The sequence below is a fragment of the Methylovorus glucosotrophus genome, assembly GCF_009858335.1.
GTDB classification, from domain to species: Bacteria; Pseudomonadota; Gammaproteobacteria; order Burkholderiales; family Methylophilaceae; genus Methylovorus; species Methylovorus glucosotrophus.
Map to the genome: position 1 here is coordinate 339,468 of NZ_VMSE01000001.1, position 23,168 is coordinate 362,635.

25 protein-coding genes are annotated in these 23,168 nt (G+C 54.0%); 12 read left to right on the forward strand and 13 right to left on the reverse strand.

The window, feature by feature from the left end:
- The first annotated feature begins 53 nt into the window (after positions 1-53).
- On the forward strand, positions 54-419 hold the full coding sequence (locus FNL37_RS01510; protein ID WP_013443311.1) for a hypothetical protein: 366 nt from the start codon (positions 54-56) through the stop codon (positions 417-419).
- A 152-nt stretch (positions 420-571) separates the two neighbouring features.
- Here the strand turns inward: FNL37_RS01510 and fae are convergent, their stop codons facing one another.
- From fae to FNL37_RS01525, 3 genes are all read right to left on the reverse strand, one after another.
- Complete coding sequence (gene fae / locus FNL37_RS01515) at positions 572-1,123, reverse strand: formaldehyde-activating enzyme (protein ID WP_013443310.1); 552 nt, start codon at positions 1,121-1,123, stop codon at positions 572-574.
- Positions 1,124-1,226: 103 nt separating this feature from the next.
- Positions 1,227-1,670: a GNAT family N-acetyltransferase gene (locus tag FNL37_RS01520; RefSeq protein ID WP_244948175.1), complete on the reverse strand. Its 444-nt coding sequence runs from the start codon at positions 1,668-1,670 to the stop codon at positions 1,227-1,229.
- Positions 1,657-1,839, reverse strand: a complete 183-nt coding sequence (locus tag FNL37_RS01525; RefSeq protein WP_013443308.1) for a hypothetical protein — start codon at positions 1,837-1,839, stop codon at positions 1,657-1,659. Before FNL37_RS01525 ends, FNL37_RS01520 begins: the two co-directional genes overlap by 14 nt.
- Positions 1,840-1,927: 88 nt before the next feature.
- Between FNL37_RS01525 and FNL37_RS01530 the strand changes: the two genes are divergently transcribed.
- Positions 1,928-2,308, forward strand: a complete 381-nt coding sequence (locus tag FNL37_RS01530; RefSeq protein WP_015831078.1) for a DoxX family protein — start codon at positions 1,928-1,930, stop codon at positions 2,306-2,308.
- A 74-nt stretch (positions 2,309-2,382) separates the two neighbouring features.
- On the opposite strand, the gene ispH is transcribed toward FNL37_RS01530, so the two are convergent.
- From ispH to FNL37_RS01545, 3 genes are read right to left on the reverse strand one after another with little or no spacing between them, the layout of a single operon-like run.
- Positions 2,383-3,309, reverse strand: a complete 927-nt coding sequence (gene ispH / locus FNL37_RS01535; RefSeq protein ID WP_159354897.1) for a 4-hydroxy-3-methylbut-2-enyl diphosphate reductase — start codon at positions 3,307-3,309, stop codon at positions 2,383-2,385.
- A 48-nt stretch (positions 3,310-3,357) separates the two neighbouring features.
- Positions 3,358-4,275 carry a CobD/CbiB family protein gene (locus FNL37_RS01540; RefSeq protein WP_159354898.1) on the reverse strand — a complete coding sequence of 306 codons (918 nt, stop codon included), beginning with the start codon at positions 4,273-4,275 and terminating at the stop codon, positions 3,358-3,360.
- Positions 4,272-4,805: a GyrI-like domain-containing protein gene (locus FNL37_RS01545; RefSeq protein ID WP_015831076.1), complete on the reverse strand. Its 534-nt coding sequence runs from the start codon at positions 4,803-4,805 to the stop codon at positions 4,272-4,274. Before FNL37_RS01545 ends, FNL37_RS01540 begins: the two co-directional genes overlap by 4 nt.
- A gap of 171 nt (positions 4,806-4,976) precedes the next feature.
- Here FNL37_RS01545 and purU point away from each other — a divergent pair, with 171 nt between their 5' ends.
- Entirely contained in the window at positions 4,977-5,831 is an 855-nt protein-coding gene (gene purU / locus FNL37_RS01550) for a formyltetrahydrofolate deformylase (RefSeq protein ID WP_041362903.1), read from the forward strand.
- A gap of 93 nt (positions 5,832-5,924) precedes the next feature.
- Here the strand turns inward: purU and lysA are convergent, their stop codons facing one another.
- Entirely contained in the window at positions 5,925-7,172 is a 1,248-nt protein-coding gene (gene lysA, locus FNL37_RS01555) for a diaminopimelate decarboxylase (RefSeq protein ID WP_013443302.1), read from the reverse strand.
- Between the two features lie 62 nt (positions 7,173-7,234).
- Positions 7,235-7,393 carry an LPS translocon maturation chaperone LptM gene (lptM, locus tag FNL37_RS01560; RefSeq protein ID WP_159354899.1) on the reverse strand — a complete coding sequence of 53 codons (159 nt, stop codon included), beginning with the start codon at positions 7,391-7,393 and terminating at the stop codon, positions 7,235-7,237.
- 169 nt (positions 7,394-7,562) lie between these two features.
- Here lptM and FNL37_RS01565 point away from each other — a divergent pair, with 169 nt between their 5' ends.
- The 6 genes from FNL37_RS01565 (at position 7,563) to FNL37_RS01590 (ending at position 14,454) form a co-directional block, all read left to right on the forward strand.
- Positions 7,563-8,003 (forward strand): type IV pilin protein, encoded by a 441-nt coding sequence (locus FNL37_RS01565; protein ID WP_159354900.1) that lies wholly within the window; start codon positions 7,563-7,565, stop codon positions 8,001-8,003.
- Positions 8,003-8,569, forward strand: a complete 567-nt coding sequence (locus FNL37_RS01570) for a GspH/FimT family pseudopilin (protein WP_159354901.1) — start codon at positions 8,003-8,005, stop codon at positions 8,567-8,569. Before FNL37_RS01565 ends, FNL37_RS01570 begins: the two co-directional genes overlap by 1 nt.
- Entirely contained in the window at positions 8,569-9,021 is a 453-nt protein-coding gene (locus FNL37_RS01575; protein ID WP_244948176.1) for a type IV pilus modification PilV family protein, read from the forward strand. The genes FNL37_RS01570 and FNL37_RS01575 overlap by 1 nt, the downstream gene beginning before the upstream one ends.
- 2 nt (positions 9,022-9,023) lie before the next feature.
- A complete protein-coding gene (locus FNL37_RS01580; protein ID WP_159354903.1) occupies positions 9,024-10,136 on the forward strand; it encodes a PilW family protein in 1,113 nt (370 codons plus the stop codon).
- Positions 10,136-10,747: a pilus assembly PilX family protein gene (locus FNL37_RS01585; RefSeq protein WP_159354904.1), complete on the forward strand. Its 612-nt coding sequence runs from the start codon at positions 10,136-10,138 to the stop codon at positions 10,745-10,747. The genes FNL37_RS01580 and FNL37_RS01585 overlap by 1 nt, the downstream gene beginning before the upstream one ends.
- A 143-nt stretch (positions 10,748-10,890) precedes the next feature.
- The gene (locus FNL37_RS01590; RefSeq protein WP_244948177.1) at positions 10,891-14,454 is read left to right on the forward strand and encodes a pilus assembly protein; all 3,564 of its coding nucleotides are present in this window, start codon (positions 10,891-10,893) and stop codon (positions 14,452-14,454) included.
- A gap of 62 nt (positions 14,455-14,516) precedes the next feature.
- On the opposite strand, the gene gshB is transcribed toward FNL37_RS01590, so the two are convergent.
- The 5 genes from gshB to FNL37_RS01615 all read right to left on the reverse strand — a co-directional run bounded on the left by gshB (position 14,517) and on the right by FNL37_RS01615 (position 19,862).
- Positions 14,517-15,452, reverse strand: coding sequence for a glutathione synthase (gshB, locus tag FNL37_RS01595; protein WP_159354906.1), 936 nt, complete (start codon positions 15,450-15,452; stop codon positions 14,517-14,519).
- A gap of 1 nt (position 15,453) precedes the next feature.
- Positions 15,454-16,731, reverse strand: a complete 1,278-nt coding sequence (gene gshA / locus FNL37_RS01600) for a glutamate--cysteine ligase (protein ID WP_041362419.1) — start codon at positions 16,729-16,731, stop codon at positions 15,454-15,456.
- Between the two features lie 418 nt (positions 16,732-17,149).
- A complete protein-coding gene (locus FNL37_RS01605) occupies positions 17,150-18,589 on the reverse strand; it encodes an ammonium transporter (protein ID WP_013443292.1) in 1,440 nt (479 codons plus the stop codon).
- Positions 18,590-18,601: 12 nt separating this feature from the next.
- The gene (glnK, locus tag FNL37_RS01610; protein WP_013443291.1) at positions 18,602-18,940 is read right to left on the reverse strand and encodes a P-II family nitrogen regulator; all 339 of its coding nucleotides are present in this window, start codon (positions 18,938-18,940) and stop codon (positions 18,602-18,604) included.
- A 97-nt stretch (positions 18,941-19,037) separates the two neighbouring features.
- Positions 19,038-19,862 carry a TorF family putative porin gene (locus tag FNL37_RS01615; protein ID WP_015831065.1) on the reverse strand — a complete coding sequence of 275 codons (825 nt, stop codon included), beginning with the start codon at positions 19,860-19,862 and terminating at the stop codon, positions 19,038-19,040.
- A gap of 242 nt (positions 19,863-20,104) precedes the next feature.
- On the opposite strand from FNL37_RS01615, the gene FNL37_RS01620 reads away from it, so the two are divergent.
- From FNL37_RS01620 to FNL37_RS01630, 3 genes are read left to right on the forward strand one after another with little or no spacing between them, the layout of a single operon-like run.
- Positions 20,105-20,371 carry an accessory factor UbiK family protein gene (locus tag FNL37_RS01620; protein ID WP_015831064.1) on the forward strand — a complete coding sequence of 89 codons (267 nt, stop codon included), beginning with the start codon at positions 20,105-20,107 and terminating at the stop codon, positions 20,369-20,371.
- A gap of 9 nt (positions 20,372-20,380) precedes the next feature.
- A complete protein-coding gene (locus FNL37_RS01625) occupies positions 20,381-21,871 on the forward strand; it encodes a YifB family Mg chelatase-like AAA ATPase (RefSeq protein WP_159354907.1) in 1,491 nt (496 codons plus the stop codon).
- 13 nt (positions 21,872-21,884) lie between these two features.
- On the forward strand, positions 21,885-22,928 hold the full coding sequence (locus tag FNL37_RS01630) for a VIT1/CCC1 transporter family protein (protein WP_015831062.1): 1,044 nt from the start codon (positions 21,885-21,887) through the stop codon (positions 22,926-22,928).
- Positions 22,929-23,168: the final 240 nt, after the last annotated feature.

The following is a 23,168-nucleotide window of genomic DNA, read 5'->3' on the forward strand; positions in this document are numbered from 1 at the left end:
GCATGGTCGTACCTATGCTTGATTGATAATGTTGATATAAAAAGGAGAAGACGATGCAAGCTATGAAAACCCTGACTGCTGCCGCTATTCTGATGTTGGCTGGCAATGCCATGGCCGCCGAGGTGAGTGTTCCCCAACCACGTGCGGGCCAATGGAGCAGTATGGTCGCAATACTTGACCATCTGGATAATCACTACCTCATCAAAACAGGCGTTTACGATGATGTGAGTGCATGCTCCGAAGCTGTCCAATACATGGCAGGTAACGTGAACAAAGGCGGTGGCTTCATCTGGACCAACCGTGACCAGAGCGTGATTGAATTTGACGCGACCACAGATAAAGCCCCTAACAAGGCAAAAGTGCTGGAGCTGCGTTGCGTGCTGGAGCCATTCTCCCCCGAGCTGGTGAAGAAGTATTAAGCACTGACAGCCAAGGCCTGAATCGGCATCACTGGATTCAGGCTGCACGCCAATAAAAAACCCCGGAAAGGTAAAAATTTCCGGGGTTTTTTGATGCTGGGAGTCTCAGCGCATAATGCCTGGACTTCCTTCTTAAAGCTCAGCGAGGATGATTACTTCTGATCCCAGCTGTCTTCCCACATGCAGTGCTTGATCTTGTGACGATTGGCGATCAGTTCATCAATGGTCGGCTCATCGTTCAGTGCACGCTTGATGGCGAGCTTGGTGGCATCGTAGTTGTTCTTGTACATGTCTGCCTTGTCCAGCGTGCCTTCCTTGGCCAGGGCTGCACAGCCCGGATCAATCCATACCAGGCTGATGATGCACAGGTCGTTGACTTGGTCCTTGGGGATAATGCCTTCGATCACACAGTCCAGAATCGCATCAGCGGTCGCGGCTTGTACCAGGCCACCGAACAGTTCGATGTTGGTGGAATCCTTCAGCGTGACTTTAGGCACCATCATGGTGGCAGGGCGTACCAGCTGGTTGATGTCGCGTACGGCGAACATGGCAGTGTGACCCTTGCTCTGCGCCATCATGTTGGCAAATGCGGTACCTACTGGGCCGTCTACAGCGCCAATGACGATTTCTGGCATCGCTGCAGTAACGTCTTTACCTTCGCTGAATACGGTAGCTTCACCAGCTTTCATGATAATTTTTGACATGCGGAATTCCTTTTGTGGGATAAGAAAAAGAGGGGTTTGAAGAAAATCTTGACCCTGCATTTTACCCAAGCGGGCAGGGTGGGGCAAACAGTCGTTGCGGGGCTTACAGCGTAAGGATCATGTCGCAATGCGGGATGCCCGCATCCATGTAGACTGCGCTGCACACCACAAAACCGGCTTTCTGGTAAAACGCGATGGCATGGGTTTGCGCGGAAAGTTTTACTTCGCGCAGGCCCAGATGGCTGCAATGCATGACGGCTTTATCGAGCAGTGCCCGGCCAACCCCATGGCCGCGCCACCCAGGCATCACCGCCATGCGGCCAATATGTCCATCCGGCAGTATGCGCGCGCAACCGATCACCTCATGGCCAAAGGTGCAGGCCAGCAGATGGTGGGCCTCTTCATCCAGCCCGTCCCACTCCAGTGATTCTGGCACCTGTTGTTCCTGCATGAACACCGTGCGGCGCACATACATCAGGGATGCCCCTGCCTGCTGCCAGCACACTGGCTTGATAATGTAACCAGGGCAGGTATTACTCGGAGGCATGCTCAATCTGCTCGCGCTGTGCCTGCTCCGATTGCTGCAGGGTATTTTCCACCTGCTTGGCTTTATCCAGCGCCGCACGCGCTTCTTCCGCGACTTTGGGCGTGCTGTGATCCGGCTCGGGGCTGCATGCAACAAGCAGTAATGCGCCAAGGATAATGAGGATTTTCATGCTTGCTCCTTCGTGTTGCGGGCTTGCGGCCAGTCAGGCTTGCAGGCATCATGCCGTTTTGCCATGTTACCAACTCAGGAAAGTGTGTATGAACAAATTTTTCAGTCTGATCGGTCGTCTGCTGCTGGCGCAAATTTATCTGGTTTCCATCATTATCCAATTGATGCTGATTTTCAAGAATCCGGATGGTTATTCGGCATATCAGGACTTTCTGGCACAACACGGACTGGGCACCATATTCGCTCCCATCATGATACTGGTTCAACTGGTGGCAGGTAGCCTGTTATTCCTGGGCTTCAAAACCCGTGGCGCGGCGATTACCCTGGCCATTTATTCCGTATTTGTCGCGGTCATACTCAAGTTCAATGAACCTATCGTCTTTATGCAGTACATGGCGATTGCGGGTGGCATGATCATTCTCGCGGTTAATCCCAAAACGGCGTTCAGCCTGGACAACCTCAAAAAGTAACAGGCAAGTGAGTACTTCTGCATAAAAAAGCCCCGCAATGCGGGGCTTTTTTTATAGGTTTTTTTGGGTTTATTTCAGGCGGATTTGAGGTTTTTAGGCAGTTGGAATACCACATTCTCAACCACACCCTGCAACTCCGTGACCTGGGCCGCGCCCATTTCCTGCAGGCGCTGGATGACTTCTTTCACCAGAATCTCGGGTGCGGAGGCGCCAGCGGAAACACCGATTCGCTTTTTGCCTGCAAGCCACTCGGCGTTCAGGTAGCTGGCGTTATCGACCATGTAAGACTCGATGCCCTGGTTCTGCGCCACTTCACGCAAGCGGTTTGAGTTGGAGCTATTCGGTGAACCCACCACGATCACCAGATCGCAATCCTTGGCCATCGCCTTCACGGCATCTTGCCGGTTTTGCGTGGCATAGCAGATGGAGTCGCTTTTGGGCGCGCTGATGAGGGGGAATTTGTCCTTGAGGGCGGTGACGATAGATGCAGCGTCATCAATGGAGAGCGTCGTCTGCGTGACATAGGCGAGTTTGGCCGGGTCTTTGACCTGAAGGCTATCCACGTCTTCCGGTTTTTCCACCAGATACATGCCGCCGTCGGACTGGCCCATGGTGCCTTCTACTTCAGGGTGGCCCTTGTGACCGATCATGACTATCTCTTTGCCATCCTGACGCATTTTGGCGACTTCATTATGGACTTTGGTAACCAGCGGGCAGGTGGCATCAAATACGCGCAGACCGCGCGCCTCGGCGTCTGTTCGGACTTCGCGCGACACACCGTGTGCGCTGAAAATCACGGTATTGCCTGGCGGGACTTCTTCGAGTTCTTCGATAAACACGGCGCCCTTGCGCTTGAGTTCATCCACGACAAATTTGTTATGCACGACTTCGTGGCGCACGTAGATGGGCGCGCCAAATTTCTCCAGCGCCTGCTCCACAATGATGATGGCGCGATCGACGCCGGCACAGAAGCCGCGCGGGTTGGCAAGTACGATATCCATAGAGTGTCTTCGATTCAGCTTAACAATGATGGGCAGCCCATGGCTGCCCTAGTTGCCCAGCCAGTGGGCAAAGGTTAACAGCAACAGCAGGCCGACCAGCAAGACCAGCACGCGCCAGACCAGACCGACCGCGCTTTTCAGATAATCGGCATCGGCCTCATCACCCAGGCCGAGCTCCGGACGGAACTGCAATACGCCGCGATATGGCAGCGGCTCACCCAATCTTACGCCCAGGGCACCTGCGCCACTCGCCAGAATGATCCCCAGGGATTGCTCTGGCCAGCCAGCAGCCTGTGTGCGCCAGCAATAAACGGCATCTTCAAAGTCACCCACAATGGCAAAACAGGCGCCCGAAATACGAATAGGCAGCCAGTCCAGCCACTCGAATGCGCGATGGGCGAAACGATGGAAGTGGTTATCCAGATGGGGTTCCCAGCTTTGCATGAAAAGGTGCGAAAGCCGATAAAGCAGAGCGCCGCCGGGGCCCAGCAGCACAAACCAGAAAATAGGTCCAAACAGCCCCTGGTGGGCGCGGCGTAGTGTGGTTTCAATGCTGACACGGGCGACTTCAGCAGCATTGTAATGGCTGGTTTCCAGCGGGGGCTCCCACTGGCTGAGCAGTGTGCGGGCTTCATCTATGTTTTTGTCAGCAAGGGCGGTGGCAATGCGCTCGGCGCGCTGGCTGAACCGGCTGAAGCGCAGGATGAGGTAGAGCACGGCAATGCCGAACACCATGCCAATGATGACGTTAAGCTCCATCAGGCCGTAATAAAGAAAGCCGATGACGATGGAAGGCAGCAGGGCGCCCAGGGTCCAGGCTACAACGCCGTGCCGGTTTTTCCCGCCATTGAAGTTGCGTTCCAGCAATTGTGCATAAGGCGTGCAAATATGAAAAAGCCAGTCCAGGCTTTTATGCGGGCGGTAGTAACTGAGAGCGAGCGCGCTGACCAGAACAATGAAATTCATGGAGATGCATCCTGCGGTTCATGCGATAACGGCATTTCTACCCGTAATACGCTGTTTTCGAAAATTTCCAGCGTAGGTAATTGTAATGAAGAGTGGTGCTGATTCGTATAGTCCAATAGGGCACCGTAGGTTTTGCCATAGGCGAGCAGCGGGTGCGCCTTGATGCTGACAGCCACCACTTCACGTTTGGGAATGGTCGCGCTTTTAAGCGGAGATTGCAGCTTTGCATCTGCTGGAATCATATAGCCGGTGCGTGCCAGCAAGTCGGCGGGCTTGGTTTTGCGGGGGTCGGTCATGACCAGAGTAACTTCAGCGCCGTGGCTGATACCTTGTCTGTCCAGCTCCTGCTTGACCTCTGCCAGCGTTTCGCCGAGTTTGGAATAAACACCCTGCGCCTCCAGATACGCATAGTGATAATCACCGGCCTGTTCAATCTGCAGCTTGGGGGTGCTGAAAAGCCCCCACCACCACAGCATGGCAGTAATGGGCAGAATGAAGGCGATAAAAATAATGGGTAGCTGTTTTTTCACGGGTATAGGTGCTTGAGGCGGGTGGCGGCATGAGAAGCAATAATCAAGGTAAAAGATACCACAACCCTGCCTGCCTTGCACTGATTCAGCTTACGCCTATTCGTTTGTGCTGGCCTTAGTTGCTATAATCCTGTTTTTTCGAAAAAAGACGGCATCGCCGACCTGACCATGATGAAGAATACCGCCACATTGCTGGTGACCTGCCCGGACCAGAAAGGGATCGTTGCAGGTATTGCGGATTTTTTATACCGCCACAATGCCAATATCCTGCATGCTGACCAGCATCAGGACGCTGAAAACGGCCTGTTTTTGATGCGGGTTGAGTGGGATCTCAGCGATTCTGCCATCAATGCCGATAATTTTTCTGAGCATTTCACGCCAATCGCCGAGCGTTTCAGCATGACCTGGCAGCTCAAGCTGGGTCAGAAGCGCACTCGCATGGCCATCATGGTGTCGCAATACGATCATTGCCTGGTCGATTTGCTGCACCGTCACCAAAGTGGTGAACTGGCTTGCGAGATTCCGCTGATTGTCAGCAACCACCGCCATACCGAGCGACTGGCTGAGTACCATGGCATCCCTTTCCATTATGTGGAAGTTAACCGTGACAACAAGGCCGAAGCCGAAGCAAAGCAGTTCGCGTTGTTTGACCAATACGGCGTGGACCTCATCGTGCTGGCGCGTTACATGCAAATATTGTCGCCTGCTTTTGTGCAGCGGTATCCGCAGCGCATCATCAATATTCACCACTCCTTCCTGCCGGCGTTTATTGGCGCGCGTCCGTATCATCGGGCATTTGAGCGCGGCGTCAAACTGATCGGGGCGACCAGCCATTATGTGACCGAAGTGCTGGATGAAGGCCCGATTATCGAGCAGGACATTGCGCGTATTTCCCATCGCGACCAGGTGGAAGACCTGATTCAGAAGGGACGTGATCTGGAACGCGTGGTGCTGTCGCGCGCCGTGCGTTGGCACATTGAAAACCGTATCCTGCTTTACGCCAACAAGACGGTGATTTTTGATTAGGCGGCTGCATTTAAGCGGCTACCAGTCGTAAAGCCAAACAAAAAAGCGAACGTGCAACCGTTCGCTTTTTTTGTTGTTTGCAGATGGATGAGATCAGTCTTTTACGACATTTTCCAGCGCAAACAGCTCGGCAATGGTTTCCCGCTTGCGGATCAGCTGATAGCTTGCACCATCCACCATGACTTCCGCCGCCCGGGGGCGAGTATTGTAATTGGAGCTCATGCTCATGCCGTAAGCGCCTGCCGACAGGATCGCCAGCAGATCGCCTTGCTTCAGGCCGAGTTCACGGTCATGGCCCAGAAAGTCGCCGCTTTCACAGACCGGGCCCACAATCTCGTATATCTCTTTGGGCGTGGCATCGGGGCTGACTTCGGCAATCTGGTGATAGGCATCGTAAAGCGCAGGCCGCATGAGGTCATTCATGGCGGCATCCACAATCGCAAAGTTCTTGGCTTCGGTGTGCTTGAGGTATTCCACACGCGTCAGCAAGGCGCCAGCATTCCCTACCAGTGCACGGCCAGGCTCAAACACCAGCTTGACCTTGCGATCACCCAGCTTCTTTAACATCGCCGCGGCATAGGCGGCAAAATCCGGTGGTGTTTCTTCGTTGTAGCAAATGCCGATACCACCACCTGCATCGATGTGGCGGATAGCAATGCCAGCTGCTTCCAGCTGGTCAACCAGCGCCAATACACGGTCAAACGCATCCAGAAACGGCGACAGCTCAGTCAGCTGCGAGCCGATATGGCAATCCACGCCGTGCACGTCAATGTTGGGCATGGCCGCCGCCTGCTGATAAAGCGCCAGTGACTGCTCGTAGGCAACGCCGAACTTGTTGTTCTTAAGGCCAGTGGAAATATAAGGGTGGGTTTTGGCATCCACGTTAGGGTTGACCCGCAGCGATACCGGGGCGATTTTGCCCATGCTGCCTGCCACCTCATTCAATCGTTCCAGCTCGGCTGCGGACTCCACATTGAAGCAGAAAATCCCCGCAGTCAGAGCAGCCCGCATTTCATCGGCGGTTTTACCCACGCCGGAAAACACCACTTTGGAGGCATCACCGCCCGCTGCCAGTACGCGCGCCAGCTCACCACCGGAGACAATATCAAACCCGGCGCCCAGCTTGGCGAATACGCTCAGCACGCCCAGGCTGGGATTGGCTTTGACCGCAAAGCACACGAGGTGGTCTACCCCCGCAAAGCCTTGCTGAAAGTCGCGATAGGCCGTTTCCAGCGCCTGGCGCGAGTAGACGTAGCAAGGGGTGGAGAATTCCTCTGCCAACTGGTTCAGCGGCACTTGTTCGGCGTGCAGTTGGCCGTTCTTGAGTTGAAATGCGTTCACGTGAGTTGATCTATGCCGTGTAGGTATAAGGGATTACAAAGAATTTCAGCTGCCAAACTGCATCAGGGCGCCTGGTCGCTGCTTTGCTTGGCGGGTTTGGGTACCGCTTTTCGTTCCGCCGGATCGAGCGGATATTGCTTTTCAGGGATGTAAAGCGGCCCCTTGGTGCCGCAGGCAGCGAGGCTGATGGTAAATAAAAGGCCGAGGAGAACTGCGCGCATGGGGTGTGCCTGTACAAGTGAAAAGCCTGCGTATTTTAACACAAAGCCTCTATATCGCATGGCGGAGGCCTTGCGCGCCGCTTATCGCCCAAAATTGACCATACGTCGGGCGAGACTAGCGTTTGCACGCTAAGATAAGCATGATTCAGTTACCTAGAAAGGTTCCGCCATGCGCCAAGTATTCAGAGATTGCCAGCAAGCTGGCTTTACATTGATTGAGTTGATGATCACGGTTGCCATCATCGGCATCCTGGCTGCCGTTGCCTATCCCAGTTATACCGATTACGTGAAGCGCGCCCAGATTCCGCAGGCAACGGGCGAGTTGTCGCAAATGCGGAATCGCATGGAGCGCTACTATCAGGATAATCGCACCTATGCGAATGGAGGGGCTTGCGGCGCGGTGCCTTCCACTGTGGATCATTTTGTTGTGGCATGTGCTACCAACAATGGAGGGCAGTCTTATTTGATTACGGCGACCGGCAACGGCCCAATGGACAGCTTTGTTTACACCATAGACCAGAACAACGCCAAAACTTCACAGACCAAGTTCGGGAGTACGACTCAGACTTCGGCAACATGTTGGTTGACCAAGGCAGGGAGCAGTTGCTGATGCCAACCCGTCATGCGCCAGGCTTTACGCTGATTGAAATGCTGATCGTGATCAGCATTGTTGGCATTCTGGCAGCCGTGGCGATTCCCAGTTTTCGTATTTTCATGGCCAATGTACAAATCAAGTCAGCGTCCGAAGCCATTTTGAATGGCTTGCAACTGGCACGGGCCGAGGCAGTGCGTCGCAATGCCCAGGTGCGTTTTACCCTGATAGGCCAGACCGGATGGAGCGTAGGTTGCCTGACTGTGGTGGGCGATAACGATGGCGACGGCTTGCAGGATTGTCCCGCGGTGATTCAGAGCCGCGATGCTTCAGAAAGCGCCAGTGCGGTTAAGACAACGGTCACTCCCGGCGGTGCTGCGACTATTACATTTAATGGGATGGGACGTATACCTGATCCGGATGTTGGTGGTGTGTCATTGGCCAGCTCGATCAGCGACATCACGATTGATAACGACAACATCACTTCGGAGCAAAGCCGTGAATTGCGCATCCAGATCCGCGGCTCCACAGTGCGCAGCTGTGACCCGAATGTCACATTAACCGGAGATGGCAGAAGATGTTAATGCCCGCCCCCTCTCAACAACGTTCTTTCCAGCAAGGCTCGATTCTGCTGGAGGGCCTGATTGCCATTCTGATTTTTTCGATAGGGATACTCGCAATCGTAGGCCTGCATGCCTCGGCCATCAAAACCGTCGCCGACGCCCAGTATCGCCTTGAAGCCAGCCTTTATGCAGAGCGTATTGTTTCTTTGATGTGGGCAGATGTCCCCAATATTTCGACCTATACCTACCCGGGTGGCTCAGCAGCTGCCCTCACGCCCTGGCTGGCAAATATTGGTACCTTGCCCGGTGTCAACGTGCAGGGCAACCTCAATGCTCCTACTATCACTGTCGCTGGCAGCGCCGCTAATGGCTGGACGGTGACTGTCAATATTTTCTGGCAGGCCCCTGGTGCGACGGCCAATGAAGGGCGGCACAATTTCCGCTCAGTCTCCTACATCAGCGCACGGCAATAACCATGACAATCAAGCATTTTTCCCGTGGGTTCAGTCTGGTCGAGTTGATGGTGGGTATTGTCATCGCGTTGCTGGGCAGCCTTGTGATCACCCAGGTGTTTTCTATTACCGAGCAAAGCAAGCAGACCACCACTAGTGGCAGCGATGCGCAGCAGAATGGCGCGCTGGCCATGCTGCTGATGGACAAGGACCTCCGGCAGGCAGGCTATGGCATGAATGTGACGGCGTGTTCAGGGGTTTGTCCGTCATCTGGTTTCATGGGCGGCACCATTACCATTAACGATTCTGGTGCTCGTTCAGTTGCCGCCATGCCTTTTGTGTTTGCCCCTATCCTGATTGTGCAAGGCGCTGCAAACGCGCCTGATACCATCATCATCAGCTATGGCAATGCTTCGAATACCAGCGTGCCAGAATATTTGCGCACGCCGATGGCCGCTGGTTCTTATGACATTAATGTAAATAATATATATGGCTTCAGTATGGCAGACGTCATGGTGGTGGCGGATGCCACTACTGGTACTGGAGAGGTGATTCAGTTCAGCGGCTCTGACACAGTAGACAATCGCATCAAACATGAGAGCGGCTCCTACCAGTTGGGGCCCGTCACACAAAGCTTTCGCTATAACGATGGCAGTGTTGCCGCTTACCCGATCAACAGCCTTTTGTTCAATCTCGGCCAGACCCCTGTCAACAATATCTACAGCATTGTGCAGGACAGCTCTGGCCGCAGCAATCTGGTGCAGACCAATAACATGCTGGGCACGCAGAGCATTCTCGCCACGGATATCGTCGACTTGCAGGCCGAGTATGGCAAAGATATGGATAACGACGGCGTCATTGAAACCTGGGATACGGTGACCCCTACTGGTGCGAACGTCACCGCATTGAATGATGCCTGGATGCAGGTCAAGGCGATACGCTATGGTCTTGTGGCCCGTAGCATCAAGCGTGAAGCTGCCTGTAATGTCACCACTAGCTTGCCCGTCTGGCGGCCCGATGGGGTGACGACAAAATCCTTCAGCAATATCTCTACCAATAGCGACTGGCAATGCTATCGCTATCGCGTGTTTGAAACGACCAACGTTTTGCGTAACCTGGTATGGAATCCCGAATAATGTATACAACGCCTAACGCACAGCGCGGTGTGGTGATGTTCCTCGCCCTGATTTTTCTGGTGGCAATGACGCTTGCCGGTATCGCCTTGGTGCGGTCGGTGGATACCGGCAACATCATCGCCGGTAATGTGGCTTTCAAGAAGTCTGCCCTGATGTCCTCAGACCGTGGCATCCAGATTGCCTATCAATGGCTTTCCGCCAATCAGAGCTCACTGAATTCGGATAGTCCAGGGAATGGCTATTTCTCATCATTGCCTGCGAATGGAGGCTCTCCGGGCTCTACTGTCGATGCATGGAATGACCGCAACTGGGTCGCTGAGTCTGCATGGAGCAGAGCCATTACCTTGGCGGCTGATGGGGCAGGCAACACTACGCAATATGTTATTCAGCGCATGTGTAAGGTGGCAGGCGCGGCTTATAACGCGGAAGGACAGTCCTGTGTGAAACGCACGGTTGCCAGCGGTAACTCGCAAGGCAATGTGGGGATAGAAGGTGGGGGCAGCAATACCTTGAATGGTCAGTTTATGGTGTATTACCGGGTCACCACCCGGGTAAAAGGTCCCCGTAATGCGGTGAGCATTACCCAGAGTACCATTACAGTGAAGCCTTAGGAGCCAGGAAAATGCTTAACAGAAAATCTCACATTGTCTTTGCTGTTTTCCTGACCGTGCTTACTTTTCTTAGTGCAACGAATGTTAGCGCAGCATTGACTGATATTGCAGCGGCGCCTATCTCGAATAATTCGGGCACTGTAGTGAAGCCTAACGTTATGTTCGTGCTGGATGACTCTGGCAGTATGGACTTCAATTACCTGCCGGATAATGTGGGGAACAGTAACTCTGCGGGTACCATCTACAACTGCCGGCGCATGAGCAGTGGATCCACTGAGTGTGCAGGTGGTCGCGATGATGGTGCTGCCATGACCGAAGGCGGTGATCCGCCTTTTTACAGCTTCTACCATAACGCTACCTATTACAACCCTAATATTACTTATACGCCGCCGGTAAATCCCTGCGATCCGACTTCTAACCTGCCTAGTCAAACCACCTGGACAGCAGTGCGTACCAATGGGCATACGATGAATACCAGTTGTGGGCAAACATCGGGAACGGTGAATATTCAGACCGCATTTCCGGAACGGGTTTACTGCAACTCCAATGGCACGACCTGCAAGCGTAACGGTATCGATTATCGTAGCTCCGGCTCTTACGATGATTATGATTTTCCCGATAACGATAGAACAAATCCCTACACTTCGACCACCGGCACTTACCGTTATCCGACCACCATAAACTCGAATCCGCACTACTACACCATTACTCCGATCGAGTACTGCACACGTGCCGACTTGAAAACCTGCAATGTACAAACCGCTGCTAACAGCACCTATAGTTTTCCGGCCTATGTGCGCTATTGCAACAACAATACCAATGCCGGTGCTTCTGGAAATCCTGCAGCGAATAGCTGCCAGGCGGCTTTCAACCTTAGCGCTGGTTTCCGCTATGCGCGCTACGGCAAATTCCGGCGCGTGAATATCGTCTCGGGCGCCACTTTCCCCAAGGCTGACAGTCGCTCGGATTGCAGTGGCAGCACATGCAGCTATACCGAAGAAATGAACAATTTTGCCAACTGGTATGCCTATTACCGCACCCGCATGATGAACATGAAAAGCTCGGCAGGCCGTGCGTTCAGCTCGCTGGATGATGCTTATCGGGTGGGGTTTATTACGCTGAATACTGCTTCCAGCAAATTCCTCAAACTGGATACCTTTAACGCTAGCAACAAGAAAACCTGGTACCAACGCTTGTATGGCATGGATCCTAGCGGTGGTACTCCTCTGCGCGAGGCGCTTTCTCGAGTAGGGCGTTACTACGGTGGTAAAACGAATGGTATCAACTCCATGACGACGGACGATCCGGTACAGTACTCCTGCCAGCAGAATTTCACGATCCTCACTACAGATGGCTACTGGAACGGGAATGCAGGTGTGCAACTGGACGGCACAAGCGCCATAGGTAATCAGGACAATACCAACACTGGCTATGCCAAGCGTGAGGATGGTGTATATGATGGCGGCCTTGCAGGCTCTACCAACACTCTGGCGGATGTCGCCCTGTATTACTACCAGACAGACTTGCGGCCTTCCATGGCCGCTAGCGACCTATTGAAATCGCCCACGGATAGTAACAATCAGCAGCATATGGTCACGTTTACCCTGGGTTTGGGGCTGAATGGAGAGTTGGAGTACGACCCTTACTATCAGACTCCGGAAGGCGACTTCAAGGATATTATCGATGGCGTCAAGAACTGGCCTGTACCGGTGGCTGATACCCTCACTGCTGTGGATGATTTGTGGCATGCGGCAGTAAACGGTCGGGGCAGGTATTTCAGTGCTTCGGATCCATCTGCGGTGACCTCGGGATTGCAAACAGCTCTGGCCGCAGTCAACACCAAGTCTACCGACGCATCGGCAGCTACGACCAGCACACCCAATCTGACATCCGGCGACAATTATGCCTTCAATTCAACTTATCGCACGGTGAAATGGGATGGCGAGGTCGTCGCTAGTACCATAGATTTGACAACAGGCTTGGCCAACGCATCAAACCTGTGGTCTGCTCAAGCTCAACTGGACGCCAAGGGCGGTATTGATGCGGATACCCGTACCATTTTCAAAATGAACGCTAGCCGTACATTGGTACCTTTCAATGCGGCTAACCTGACCTCTACTGAGTTGCTGCTGTTTACGAATCAGTGTAGCAAGCTATCGCAATGTCCGGTCTTGAATTCGACGACACAAACGATCGCTAACAATGCGACTAACCTTATCAACTTTCTGCGCGGACAGAGTCAGCACGAAAATGTAGGCACCACTCCGCAGGCCAGCAAGGCTTTCCGCGATCGTGAGCATGTGCTGGGTGATCTGGCCAACTCGATCCCGGCTTATGTCAAAGCACCTCGCTATAACTTTGGTGACTATGTTTCCCCTAGTTATGGCACGTTCAAGACTGCCAATATCAATCGTCCCGCGACCTTGTATGTAGGGGGGAATGACGGCATGCTGCACGCGTTCAACGCCGATACAGGCGCCGAGCGCTGGGCGTTTGTGCCGCGTACGGTCATGTCCAACATGTATGCCTTGGCAGATAAAAACTACTCATCCAAACACAAGTATTATGTCGATGGTTCGCCTATCGTCATGGATATTTTTGCGGGTGGTGGCTGGAAAACCATCCTGGTCGGTGGCCTGAATGGCGGCGGTCGTGGCTATTACGCGCTGGATGTCACAAACCCAGCTGACCCCAAAGGCTTATGGGAGTTCTGCAGTGACAGCAATGTGTGCGATGTCGCGGATGAAAATCTGGGCTATACCTTTGGCAATCCTGTGATAGGAAAATTGCCCAATGGTACTTGGGTGGTGATGGTGACTTCCGGTTACAACAATGTGACCCCAGGGGATGGCAAAGGCTATTTGTATGTGCTGAATGCCCTGACAGGCGCACTGATCAGGAAAGTATCGACCGGAGTGGGAGATACCACTACCCCTAGCGGCTTGTCCAGAATCAGTGGCTGGTCGGATAACGGCAACGCAGATGCTACCATTACGCAGGTCTATGGTGGCGACCTTCTCGGGAATGTCTGGCGCTTTAACATGAGCGATTACAATGTCACCACCTTGGCCCAGCTGAAGTACGGCAATACCGCCCAGCCGATTACCACCAAACCTGAGTTGGCCGCCATTTCCGGTAGCACTGCGCATATCGTATATGTGGCAACGGGCTCATATCTGGGGCTGACGGATCTGACCACGACGGGCGTGCAAACCATTTATGCCCTGCGTGATACAGGGACTGCCATTAGCAATGCGCGTACCAATCCCATCACCATCTCAAAATCCGGCAATACCGCCACCGTCAGTGGCACGGGCGTTAACGGCAGTTGGTATGCCGATCTTCCGACAACGGGGGAGCGCGTCTTTGTTAACCCACAGTTAGGTTTGGGGACGCTGGTGGTGGCGAGTGGTATTCCCAGTGGCGATGCATGTAGCCCGGGTGGGGATAGCTGGATATATTTCTTTGATTACAAAACCGGACGGTTTACCACATCGGGAACTAGTGCGCAGGGCACCTATAATTCTTCTGGTGGTTTGGTCACAGGCCTATCGCTATATACACTTCCCAATGGCACCTTGCGCTACAGCACCTCGACAGTGGGCGGCGATACAACGAAAACCATAACTACAGGTGGCTCGGTTGCGACATCGGGTAGCTCCTTGACGCCAACGCGCTCCAGCTGGCGCGAAATTACAACGGAGTAAGGCATCTTTAGGGGACTGCCTTTCAGCTCGAATGCTGAAAGGCAGCCGGCAGCATCAAAAAACTAGCTGGTCTGAAGTTTCTCCAGCGCATCCACCATCAATGCCGCCGGGTTGCAGTCAGTTTGTGCGGCAATCTCTACCATGCCGGTCGGGCTGGTGACATTCACTTCTGTGAGGCTGTCGCCAATTACATCAAGCCCAACCAGGAATAGCCCATTCGCTTTCAAGACTTTGCCGACGGTAGTGGCAATCTCGCGATCGCGTTCGGTTAACATTTGCGCTACACCTTTGCCGCCTGCTGCCAGGTTGCCGCGTGTTTCGCCATTTTGCGGGATGCGTGCCAGGGCGTAAGGTACCGGCTCCCCGTCAATGATCAGGATACGTTTGTCGCCTTTAACGATCTCTGGCAGATAGCGCTGGGCCATGACGGTACGCTTTTCGAAGTCGGTGATGGTTTCAAGAATCACGCCTATGTTCGGATCTTGCTGCGTCAAACGGAACACGCTGCTACCGCCCATGCCATCCAGCGGCTTGACTACGATATCGCCATGCATCGCCAGAAACTCGCGAATAAGCCCACGCTGGCGTGTCACCAGAAAGGGCGGTGCAAACTGCGGGAAGCGGGTGATGGAGAGTTTCTCGTTCCAGCCACGCACCGCTTGTGGCGCATTCAGAATGCGCGCTCCCTGCCGTTCGGCGATTTCCAGCAGGTAGGTGCTATAAAGAAATTCGTTATCAAAGGGCGGGTCTTTGCGCATCAGCACTGCGTCAAACTGCTCAGGCGCTTTCTCCTGCAAATCCCCCAGCACATAGCCATGCTCGCCAAAGGCAAAGTCGCGATATTGCACGGTGACCTTGTCATGTCGCAGCAGCACTTGCTGCTGTTCGCATACGGCCAGCGCGTGGCCGCGACGCGCAGCCTCGCGCATGATGGCGAGGCTGGTGTCCTTGTAAGTGACCAGCTTGTCCAGTGGATCCAGAATAAAGAGTAGCTGCATATTATTGGTCTGGATCGTGTTCTTGCAGCTCAATTGCCGCTGCCAGCAAGGCTAGTCGCGCGACAACGCCATAGGCATAGAAGCGATTGGGTGGCGCATCGGGCGCCCCTGCGCAGTCGGGCAGCGAGCAAGGTTTTTCAAAGGCCAGGGGTTCGAAGTGCATGCCAGGGGCATTGAGGTTTTCATCCACGCCACGTCCGGTATGCACACGATAGAAACCGCCCACCACAAAGTGATCCATCATGTAGACCACGGGCTCAGCCACCGCATCATGGATGCATTCAAACGTGTATACGCCCTCTTGAAGGATCACTTCGGATACTTGCAGGCCTTCTTTGACCACGGCCATTTTATTGCGCTGCTTGCGGTTGAGGTCTTTGACATCATCCGGGCTTTTCACCGTCATGATGCCCATGCCGTAAGTGCCAGCGTCGGCTTTCACGATGACAAACGGTTCTTGCTCAACGCCATATTCCGCATATTTGATGCGAATTTTGGCGAGCAGCTGTTCCACTTTTTCAGCCAGCTCGGCTTCGCCTACGCGCGCATGAAAATCCAAGCCGCTACAGGTATCGAAATACGGGTTTACCAACCACTCATCAATGCCAAGCAGATTGGCGAAGTCTTGGGCAACGCGGTTGTAGGCACTGAAGTGCTGCGATTTGCGGCGGGTAGCCCAGCCAGCATGCAAAGGGGGAATCAGGTTCTGTTCCAGCCCTTGCAGAATCTCCGGCACGCCACCGGATAAATCGTTATTGAGCAAAATCGCGCAACTGTCGAAATTATCGAGCACCAGACGATTGCCCTTGCGCTGCACAGGCTCGAGCAGAATGCTGCCACCATCATGCGTTTCCAGGTAGGTCGGCTCGGTAATTTCGGGCGAGATACTGCCAATGCGTACTTCCAGGCCAGCATGCCGCAGGATGTTGGTTAGCGCTGCTACATTGCGAAGGTAAAAGGTATTACGGGTATGGTTCTCGGGAATTACCAGCAGGCGCCGGGCATCCGGGCAGATCTTCTCAACTGCACTCATGGCGGCTTGCACGCAGAGCGAGAGAAATTCGGGATTCAGGTTATTGAATCCGCCGGGGAAGAGATTGGTATCTACCGGAGCCAGTTTGAAACCGGCATTGCGCAAATCAACGGAAGCATAAAAAGGAACGCTGTATTCGGCCCACTGGCTGCGAAACCAATGTTCGATTTGTGGCATGGCTGCCAGCATGCGTTGCTCAAGGGATAACAGGGGGCCGGTCAAGGCCGTTGTAAGATGAGGGACCATATTCAATCAAATTGTATGAGTCCGTAGGATTTTAGCTTAGTTGCATCCATCTGCCTAAAAAAAACGGGCGCAGATTGCGCCCGAAGAGGAGGAGATAATGCATGGAAACCGAGCAATAAAATGTTCGAAACACCGAGGTGTGGAGCAATTTATGCCTGATCATACATAAGCAAACGCTGTGCCAGCTCTTGAGGCGGCATTCTCTGCTATTTTCCTGGGGCAAACGGGGTGCCAAAGCTGAAAAATGTGCATTTGTGCACCATGAATGTGCAAACCCACGCAATGGCTTGATGACGTTATGCCAATCTACGGATGTGGCTGCGGTTTAGGTCGCCACATTGTGAAGAGTTTAATGAACAATAAAAAACGGGCGCATTGCTGCGCCCGTTTTGACTAACTGCTACTTAAGCGTCAAGGCTTAGTAGTGGTAAGCACGTTCACCATGTTCAGTGGTGTCCAGACCTTCGCGCTCGGACTCTTCGCTTGCACGCAGGCCGATGACGATGTCAACAATCTTGAACAGGATGTAGCTGATAACGCCAGTCCATACCACAGTAATACCTACTGCGATGGCTTGGGTCGTTACTTGCTGGCCCATGGTCACGCCTTCAGCATAACCAACACCGCCGAAGTCTGCAGACATCAGTGCGCCAGTTGCAATGGCACCCAGGATACCGGCGATACCGTGTACACCGAACACATCCAGAGAGTCATCATAACCCAGTGCATTCTTCAGCTTGGTAACGGCCCAGAGGCTGATGAAGCTGGCCAGGAAGCCGAGGATGATGGAACCCATAGGGCCGATGAAGCCGCAAGCAGGGGTGATGGCAACCAGACCAGCAATCGCGCCAGAAGCAGCACCCAGCATGCTTGGTTTGCCCTTGAACAGCCATTCAGCAAATACCCAGCCAACAACAGCGGCACCAGTAGCAAGTTGTGTGTTGATCAGAACCAGGCCAGCAACACCATCAACAGCCAGTTCGCTACCTACGTTGAAACCGAACCAACCCACCCACAGCAAGGAGGCGCCAATCAGCGTCATCACCAGGTTGTGTGGAGGCATGGCTTCTTTGCCGTAACCAATACGCTTGCCGATAACCAGGGCACCTACCAGCGCTGCAATACCAGCGTTGATGTGCACAACAGTACCACCAGCAAAGTCCTTGGCGCCGTGACCGTTAAACAGTGGGCCAGCATCGCTCAGCAGACCGCCGCCCCAAACCATGTGGGCGATTGGGATGTAAACGAAGGTCACCCACAGTGCCAGGAACAGCAGCACGGCTGGGAACTTGGTACGCTCGGAGAAACCACCGATGATCAGGGCTGGCGTAATGGCAGCAAAGGTCAGCTGGAAGGTGATGAAGACATACTCAGGGATAACACCGCTGAGGCTGTCAGGCGTCACACCTGCCAGGAAAGCTTTGCTCAGGCCGCCGACAATCGCGTTCCCTTCCGAGAAGGCCATACTGTAGCCATATACGGCCCACAACACGGAGATCAGGGAGAAGGCAACGAATACCTGCATGCCCACGGACAGCATGTTCTTGGTGCGAACCAGGCCGCCGTAGAACAGAGCCAGGCCAGGTACCGCCATCATCACGACCAGCACAGTGGCAGTGATCATCCAGGCAGCGCTGCCGGTATCCAGTTTTGGTTCTTCAGCAGCAGCGGCAGGTGCGGCTTCTGCAGGAGCGGCTGCCTCAGCGGCAGGCGCTGCTTCAGCTGGGGCAGCTGCAGGTGCTGCCTCGGTGGTGGTGGCTGCCGGAGCTTCATCTTCGGCAAAACCAATGGTGCTGGCGCCCAGTGTGCCCAGGCCCAACATACCAACTAATGTAATCAGAGATAAAAATCGTTTCATGGCTGTCCCCTATTAGAGCGCGTCAGGACCGGTTTCACCGGTACGGATGCGATAAACCTGCTCAAGATCAAAAATGAAAATTTTGCCATCGCCGATTTTGCCGGTGGTGGCGGACTTCTCAATCACTTCAATCACCTGATCGAGCATGTCGTCTTTAATGGCGACTTCGAGTTTTACTTTTGGCAGAAAATCGACGACATATTCGGCACCACGATACAGCTCGGTGTGGCCCTTTTGACGTCCAAAACCCTTGACTTCAGTAACGGTGATCCCCTGTACGCCGATGGCGGAAAGAGCCTCACGTACCTCGTCAAGCTTGAATGGCTTGATGATCGCGGATACGAATTTCATGCGTGTCTCCTGATGAGTGTTGAAAGTGATGAGGCGGGTTGCTCAGCCGCCTCATCCCAGTTTAACTAAACAATTTAACCTTGAGGGTTAAATGAATTTAGAAGGTTTTTTGAACGAAGAACGTGAATGCATCACGGCCCAGGTTGCGGTTGTTGGTGCCAGCGTTTTTCCAGCCGTCATCACCAGCATCGGTACCAGTGTAGTAACCACCTACGTTTACACCGTTAGCCCAGGTCTTAACTGCACCCAGTTTCCAATCGGTGTAGGTATACACCTTGTCATTGTCGATGCGAGTTGCACCGGCAGTGGAAGTGCCATCAAAGTACTGATAACCAACGTGAGCGATCAGCGAGTAGCCAGTGTCAGCGAATGGGTACAGAACGTTAGCTTCAACATAGTTGGAACCACGGCCATCTTCAACACCGAAAGCGCCCTTGGACACAACATAAGAGTTCTTTACAGTGATCCAATTCCAGCCCAAAGCACCGTAGATTTCAGTGGTGTTAGGATCGGTCAGGCCAGCAGCGCCCAGGCCACTTTCCTTGGAGCCTGGATAGAAATATTGCAGGGCACCGATGTCGTAAGTAATGCCAGTGTCGCCAATGGTATTCTTGTAACCACCGTAAACGTCAACTTCCAAGCTGGAATCTTGCTTGTAGCCGCCATCCTTTACCCAGCTAACGTTAGAACCCCAGGAGCCCAGGTAGAAACCGCTGGAGTGGGAGTAGTCAACGCCGCCTTGCAGAGCTGGCTCGCGACCAGTTTGGGTCAAGCCACGGAAAATGTATTGGCTGTAAAGGCCAATGTTGTAAGAGAAAGTGTGTGGCGAAGTAGCTTCTTCAGCGGCAGCGTCGGCGGCCAAAACGGCAGCAGGTGCTGCGAAGGTGCCAAGAACGGCTACCAGTAAAAGCGATTTACGCATTGAATTTCCTTTCAGAGTAAAAAAACAACATAAAACGAGCAACAAACATAAAGCAACACTCGTGCCAAAAAGACAAAGCACGGAAAAACATTGAGTTACAATGCTAAAGTAATGAGCTGGGTGAAACAATGAGAGTATTTCCTTGTTTACAATAATTTGCGGCACCCCGATGGTGCGTTTACATATGTATGCGCGCACTGAATAACAGCCGATATGGCGTAATGGATGGAGGTAAATGAAACATGAATACGGCTTTTTTGAATGATTTGTCATTGAAAATAAAGGAAATTTCCGAATCATCCCCATTGGGCGATCTGGAAAAGAATTTAAATGCACTATTACAGGGCGCGTTCACCAAGTTGGAGCTGGTTTCTCGAGAGGAATTTGACGTACAGGCCGATTTGTTGCGGGTTGCAAGGCAACAGCTGGATGAGGCGCAGATTAAATTGGAAAAAATGGAACAAAAACTGACAGAACTGGAAGTTTTGTTGCAAAAAACCAACAGTTAGATGTGAATCATGTCACTTGCGGTCATTAAAAGTCGTGCATTGTGTGGCATGGATGCACCACCAGTGGATGTGGAAGTGCACCTTGCCAATGGATTGCCCAGCTTTACGATAGTCGGCTTACCCGAAGCTGAGGTGAAGGAGAGCAAAGATAGAGTACGCGCTGCCTTGCAGACGGCGCAGTTCGAATTTCCTGCTCGCCGCATTACGGTCAACCTAGCGCCCGCCGATCTTCCCAAGGAAAGTGGGCGCTATGATTTGCCGATCGCGATCGGGATTCTGGCGGCGTCCGGCCAATTGCCGATAGAGGGTTTGGCGCAATATGAAATGGCTGGAGAGCTCGCTCTCACCGGGGAGCTGCGCCCCGTCAAAGGGGCCTTGGCCATGACCTATAAAGCCTGGCGCGATGGCCGGGCTTTTATTTTGCCCGAAGCCAGTGCAGCGGAAGCTGCGCTGGTGACGGATGCGCAGATACTGCCCGCCAGCAGCTTGCTTGCGGTATGCGCGCATTTGCTTGGTCAGTCGCCGTTGGCATTGCAGCAGCCGGAAGTGCCATCCACCACGCTAGCTTATGCTGACTTCGCCGACGTGAAAGGGCAGGCGCATGCCAAGCGTGCTTTGGAAGTGGCGGCGGCAGGCGGGCACAGTATCTTGATGCAAGGACCGCCGGGCACTGGGAAGTCCATGCTGGCCGCCAGATTGCCAGGTATTTTGCCCGCGATGACCGAAGAAGAAGCATTGGAATCCGCCGCCATTCAGTCGCTCAACGGCGCGTTTCGAGCAAGCGCTTGGCGGCAGCGGCCTTACCGAGCGCCACACCACACGGCATCGGCGGTGGCGCTGGTGGGAGGCGGCAGTGTGCCACGCCCGGGCGAAATATCCCTGGCGCACCACGGCATTCTGTTTCTGGATGAAGTGCCGGAGTTTGATCGCAAGGTGCTTGAGGTGCTGCGCGAGCCGCTGGAATCCGGACGCATCACCATCTCCCGAGCTGCCCGGCAGGCGGACTTCCCCGCGCGCTTCCAGCTGGTAGCCGCGATGAATCCCTGCCCTTGCGGGTATCTGGGGCATTACAACAATAAATGCCGCTGCACGCCTGACCAGGTGTCGCGCTATCGCCATCGTCTTTCCGGCCCGCTGATGGATCGTATCGACATGCATATAGAAGTACCTGCCTTGCGCGACGATGAATTGCTGGCGCGTGAGAGCAGTGAAAGCAGTGATGTGGTGCGTCGCCGTGTCGAGGCTGCGCGTGCGCTGCAAGTGCAACGCCAGGGGAAAGCCAATGCACTATTGGAAAGTCATGAGATCGATATCTGGTGCGAGCTGGATGCCCAGGGCCAAGCCTTGGTAAAGCAGGCCATCAATCGTCTCAACCTGTCCGCCCGGGCGTATCATCGGATATTGAAGCTGGCCCGCACGATTGCCGATCTGGCGCGTGCCAGGGATATCGCGACTGCGCATGTGGCCGAGGCGATTCAGTACCGCAAGCACGAAATATAAAGGCTTAAATCTCATGGAAAAATACCATTCCGCCTGGCTTGAAGAAATGCGATCCGCCTGCATTTACAGGCAAATGTCAGTGCAGGAGCCCGTCGAGGCCCATCGCGAACTGTTCAAACAGCTGGCCGCCGAGGCGGAGTCTCAAGCCGGCATATGGCATAAACAAGGCATAGCCAAGGGTGTGGCTATGCCCCAGTCCTATCAGCCCGAGTTGCGCACTCGTGTGGTGCTGTTGTTGCTGCGTAGCCTGGGAGGCCGGCGATTGAAGCCCTTGCTGGCTGCCATCAAGATACGCGGCCTATCCGTTTACCGTCAGCCGCGGCAGCAGAATGAACATCCGACGCCGCTTTCCATTAATGACGTCGAGCTTGGTCATCGTAATGCGGGTACCAGCGGCGGCCTGCGCGCTGCCGTGTTTGGGGTAAATGATGGTCTGGTCTCGATTGCATGCCTGGTCATGGGCGTCGCCGGAGCGGCGGCCAATGTGTCGACCATCCTCATGACCGGCGTGGCTGGTTTGCTGGCCGGGGCATTTTCCATGGCAGCGGGCGAGTATATTTCTATGCGTTCGCAGCGTGAAATGTTTGAGTATCAGATCGGGCTGGAACGCGATGAGCTGGCGCAATACCCCGAACAAGAGGCGCGTGAGCTGCAGCTGATTTATCAGGCCCGAGGCTTGAATGAAACCGAAGCGCGGGCCTTGGCCGAGCGCATGGTGGCCGACCCGGAAAAAGGCCTGGATGCCCTGGCGCGGGAAGAGCTGGGTTTGAATCCCGATGAGCTGGGCTCGCCGTGGACGGCGGCCCTGTCCTCCTTCCTGGCGTTTACTTTTGGCGGGGTGGTGCCACTGTTGCCCTATCTGCTGGGCGGCGGTGCCCATGCGCTGATGGGGGCGATTGCCCTGACGGCGCTGGCCCTGTTTGGCATAGGCGCTGCCTTGTCCCTGTTTACCGGGCGAAATGCCTGGCAGGGGGGGCTGCGTATGCTGTTGATTGGTAGCGCTGCAGGTGCCATGACCTACTGGATAGGCAGCTTGCTGGGCACGTCGGTGGTTTGAACCAGAACTGGTGTCAGGCAGTGACAGGCAAATGATGTCTCAAAATGCCTTGATCTGAACCCGTTATCGCAATTGCAGTCCTATGACCCTCGTTGTCTGCCATGAGCCAAGGAAAGCTGCGCATAAACAATCGCCTGTGCCTGAAAGCAGTGCCTGTTTTATAATGACGCCTTTGTCTTAACACCTGCTGACCGCAAGGTCTGCGCATGGCTGTCATGCCAGACTAGCCATCACTATATG

Bases quoted from the DNA above. Each gene is read 5' to 3' on its own strand.
- FNL37_RS01510 (WP_013443311.1), top strand. From the start codon at position 54: ATGCAAGCTATGAAAACCCTGACTGCTGCCGCTATTCTGATGTTGGCT.
- fae (WP_013443310.1), bottom strand. From the start codon at position 1,123: ATGTCAAAAATTATCATGAAAGCTGGTGAAGCTACCGTATTCAGCGAA.
- FNL37_RS01520 (WP_244948175.1), bottom strand. From the start codon at position 1,670: ATGCCTCCGAGTAATACCTGCCCTGGTTACATTATCAAGCCAGTGTGC.
- FNL37_RS01525 (WP_013443308.1), bottom strand. From the start codon at position 1,839: ATGAAAATCCTCATTATCCTTGGCGCATTACTGCTTGTTGCATGCAGC.
- FNL37_RS01530 (WP_015831078.1), top strand. From the start codon at position 1,928: ATGAACAAATTTTTCAGTCTGATCGGTCGTCTGCTGCTGGCGCAAATT.
- ispH (WP_159354897.1), bottom strand. From the start codon at position 3,309: ATGGATATCGTACTTGCCAACCCGCGCGGCTTCTGTGCCGGCGTCGAT.
- FNL37_RS01540 (WP_159354898.1), bottom strand. From the start codon at position 4,275: ATGAATTTCATTGTTCTGGTCAGCGCGCTCGCTCTCAGTTACTACCGC.
- purU (WP_041362903.1), top strand. From the start codon at position 4,977: ATGAAGAATACCGCCACATTGCTGGTGACCTGCCCGGACCAGAAAGGG.
- lptM (WP_159354899.1), bottom strand. From the start codon at position 7,393: ATGCGCGCAGTTCTCCTCGGCCTTTTATTTACCATCAGCCTCGCTGCC.
- FNL37_RS01565 (WP_159354900.1), top strand. From the start codon at position 7,563: ATGCGCCAAGTATTCAGAGATTGCCAGCAAGCTGGCTTTACATTGATT.
- FNL37_RS01570 (WP_159354901.1), top strand. From the start codon at position 8,003: ATGCCAACCCGTCATGCGCCAGGCTTTACGCTGATTGAAATGCTGATC.
- FNL37_RS01575 (WP_244948176.1), top strand. From the start codon at position 8,569: ATGCCCGCCCCCTCTCAACAACGTTCTTTCCAGCAAGGCTCGATTCTG.
- FNL37_RS01580 (WP_159354903.1), top strand. From the start codon at position 9,024: ATGACAATCAAGCATTTTTCCCGTGGGTTCAGTCTGGTCGAGTTGATG.
- FNL37_RS01585 (WP_159354904.1), top strand. From the start codon at position 10,136: ATGTATACAACGCCTAACGCACAGCGCGGTGTGGTGATGTTCCTCGCC.
- gshB (WP_159354906.1), bottom strand. From the start codon at position 15,452: ATGCAGCTACTCTTTATTCTGGATCCACTGGACAAGCTGGTCACTTAC.
- gshA (WP_041362419.1), bottom strand. From the start codon at position 16,731: ATGGTCCCTCATCTTACAACGGCCTTGACCGGCCCCCTGTTATCCCTT.
- FNL37_RS01605 (WP_013443292.1), bottom strand. From the start codon at position 18,589: ATGAAACGATTTTTATCTCTGATTACATTAGTTGGTATGTTGGGCCTG.
- glnK (WP_013443291.1), bottom strand. From the start codon at position 18,940: ATGAAATTCGTATCCGCGATCATCAAGCCATTCAAGCTTGACGAGGTA.
- FNL37_RS01615 (WP_015831065.1), bottom strand. From the start codon at position 19,862: ATGCGTAAATCGCTTTTACTGGTAGCCGTTCTTGGCACCTTCGCAGCA.
- FNL37_RS01620 (WP_015831064.1), top strand. From the start codon at position 20,105: ATGAATACGGCTTTTTTGAATGATTTGTCATTGAAAATAAAGGAAATT.
- FNL37_RS01625 (WP_159354907.1), top strand. From the start codon at position 20,381: ATGTCACTTGCGGTCATTAAAAGTCGTGCATTGTGTGGCATGGATGCA.
- FNL37_RS01630 (WP_015831062.1), top strand. From the start codon at position 21,885: ATGGAAAAATACCATTCCGCCTGGCTTGAAGAAATGCGATCCGCCTGC.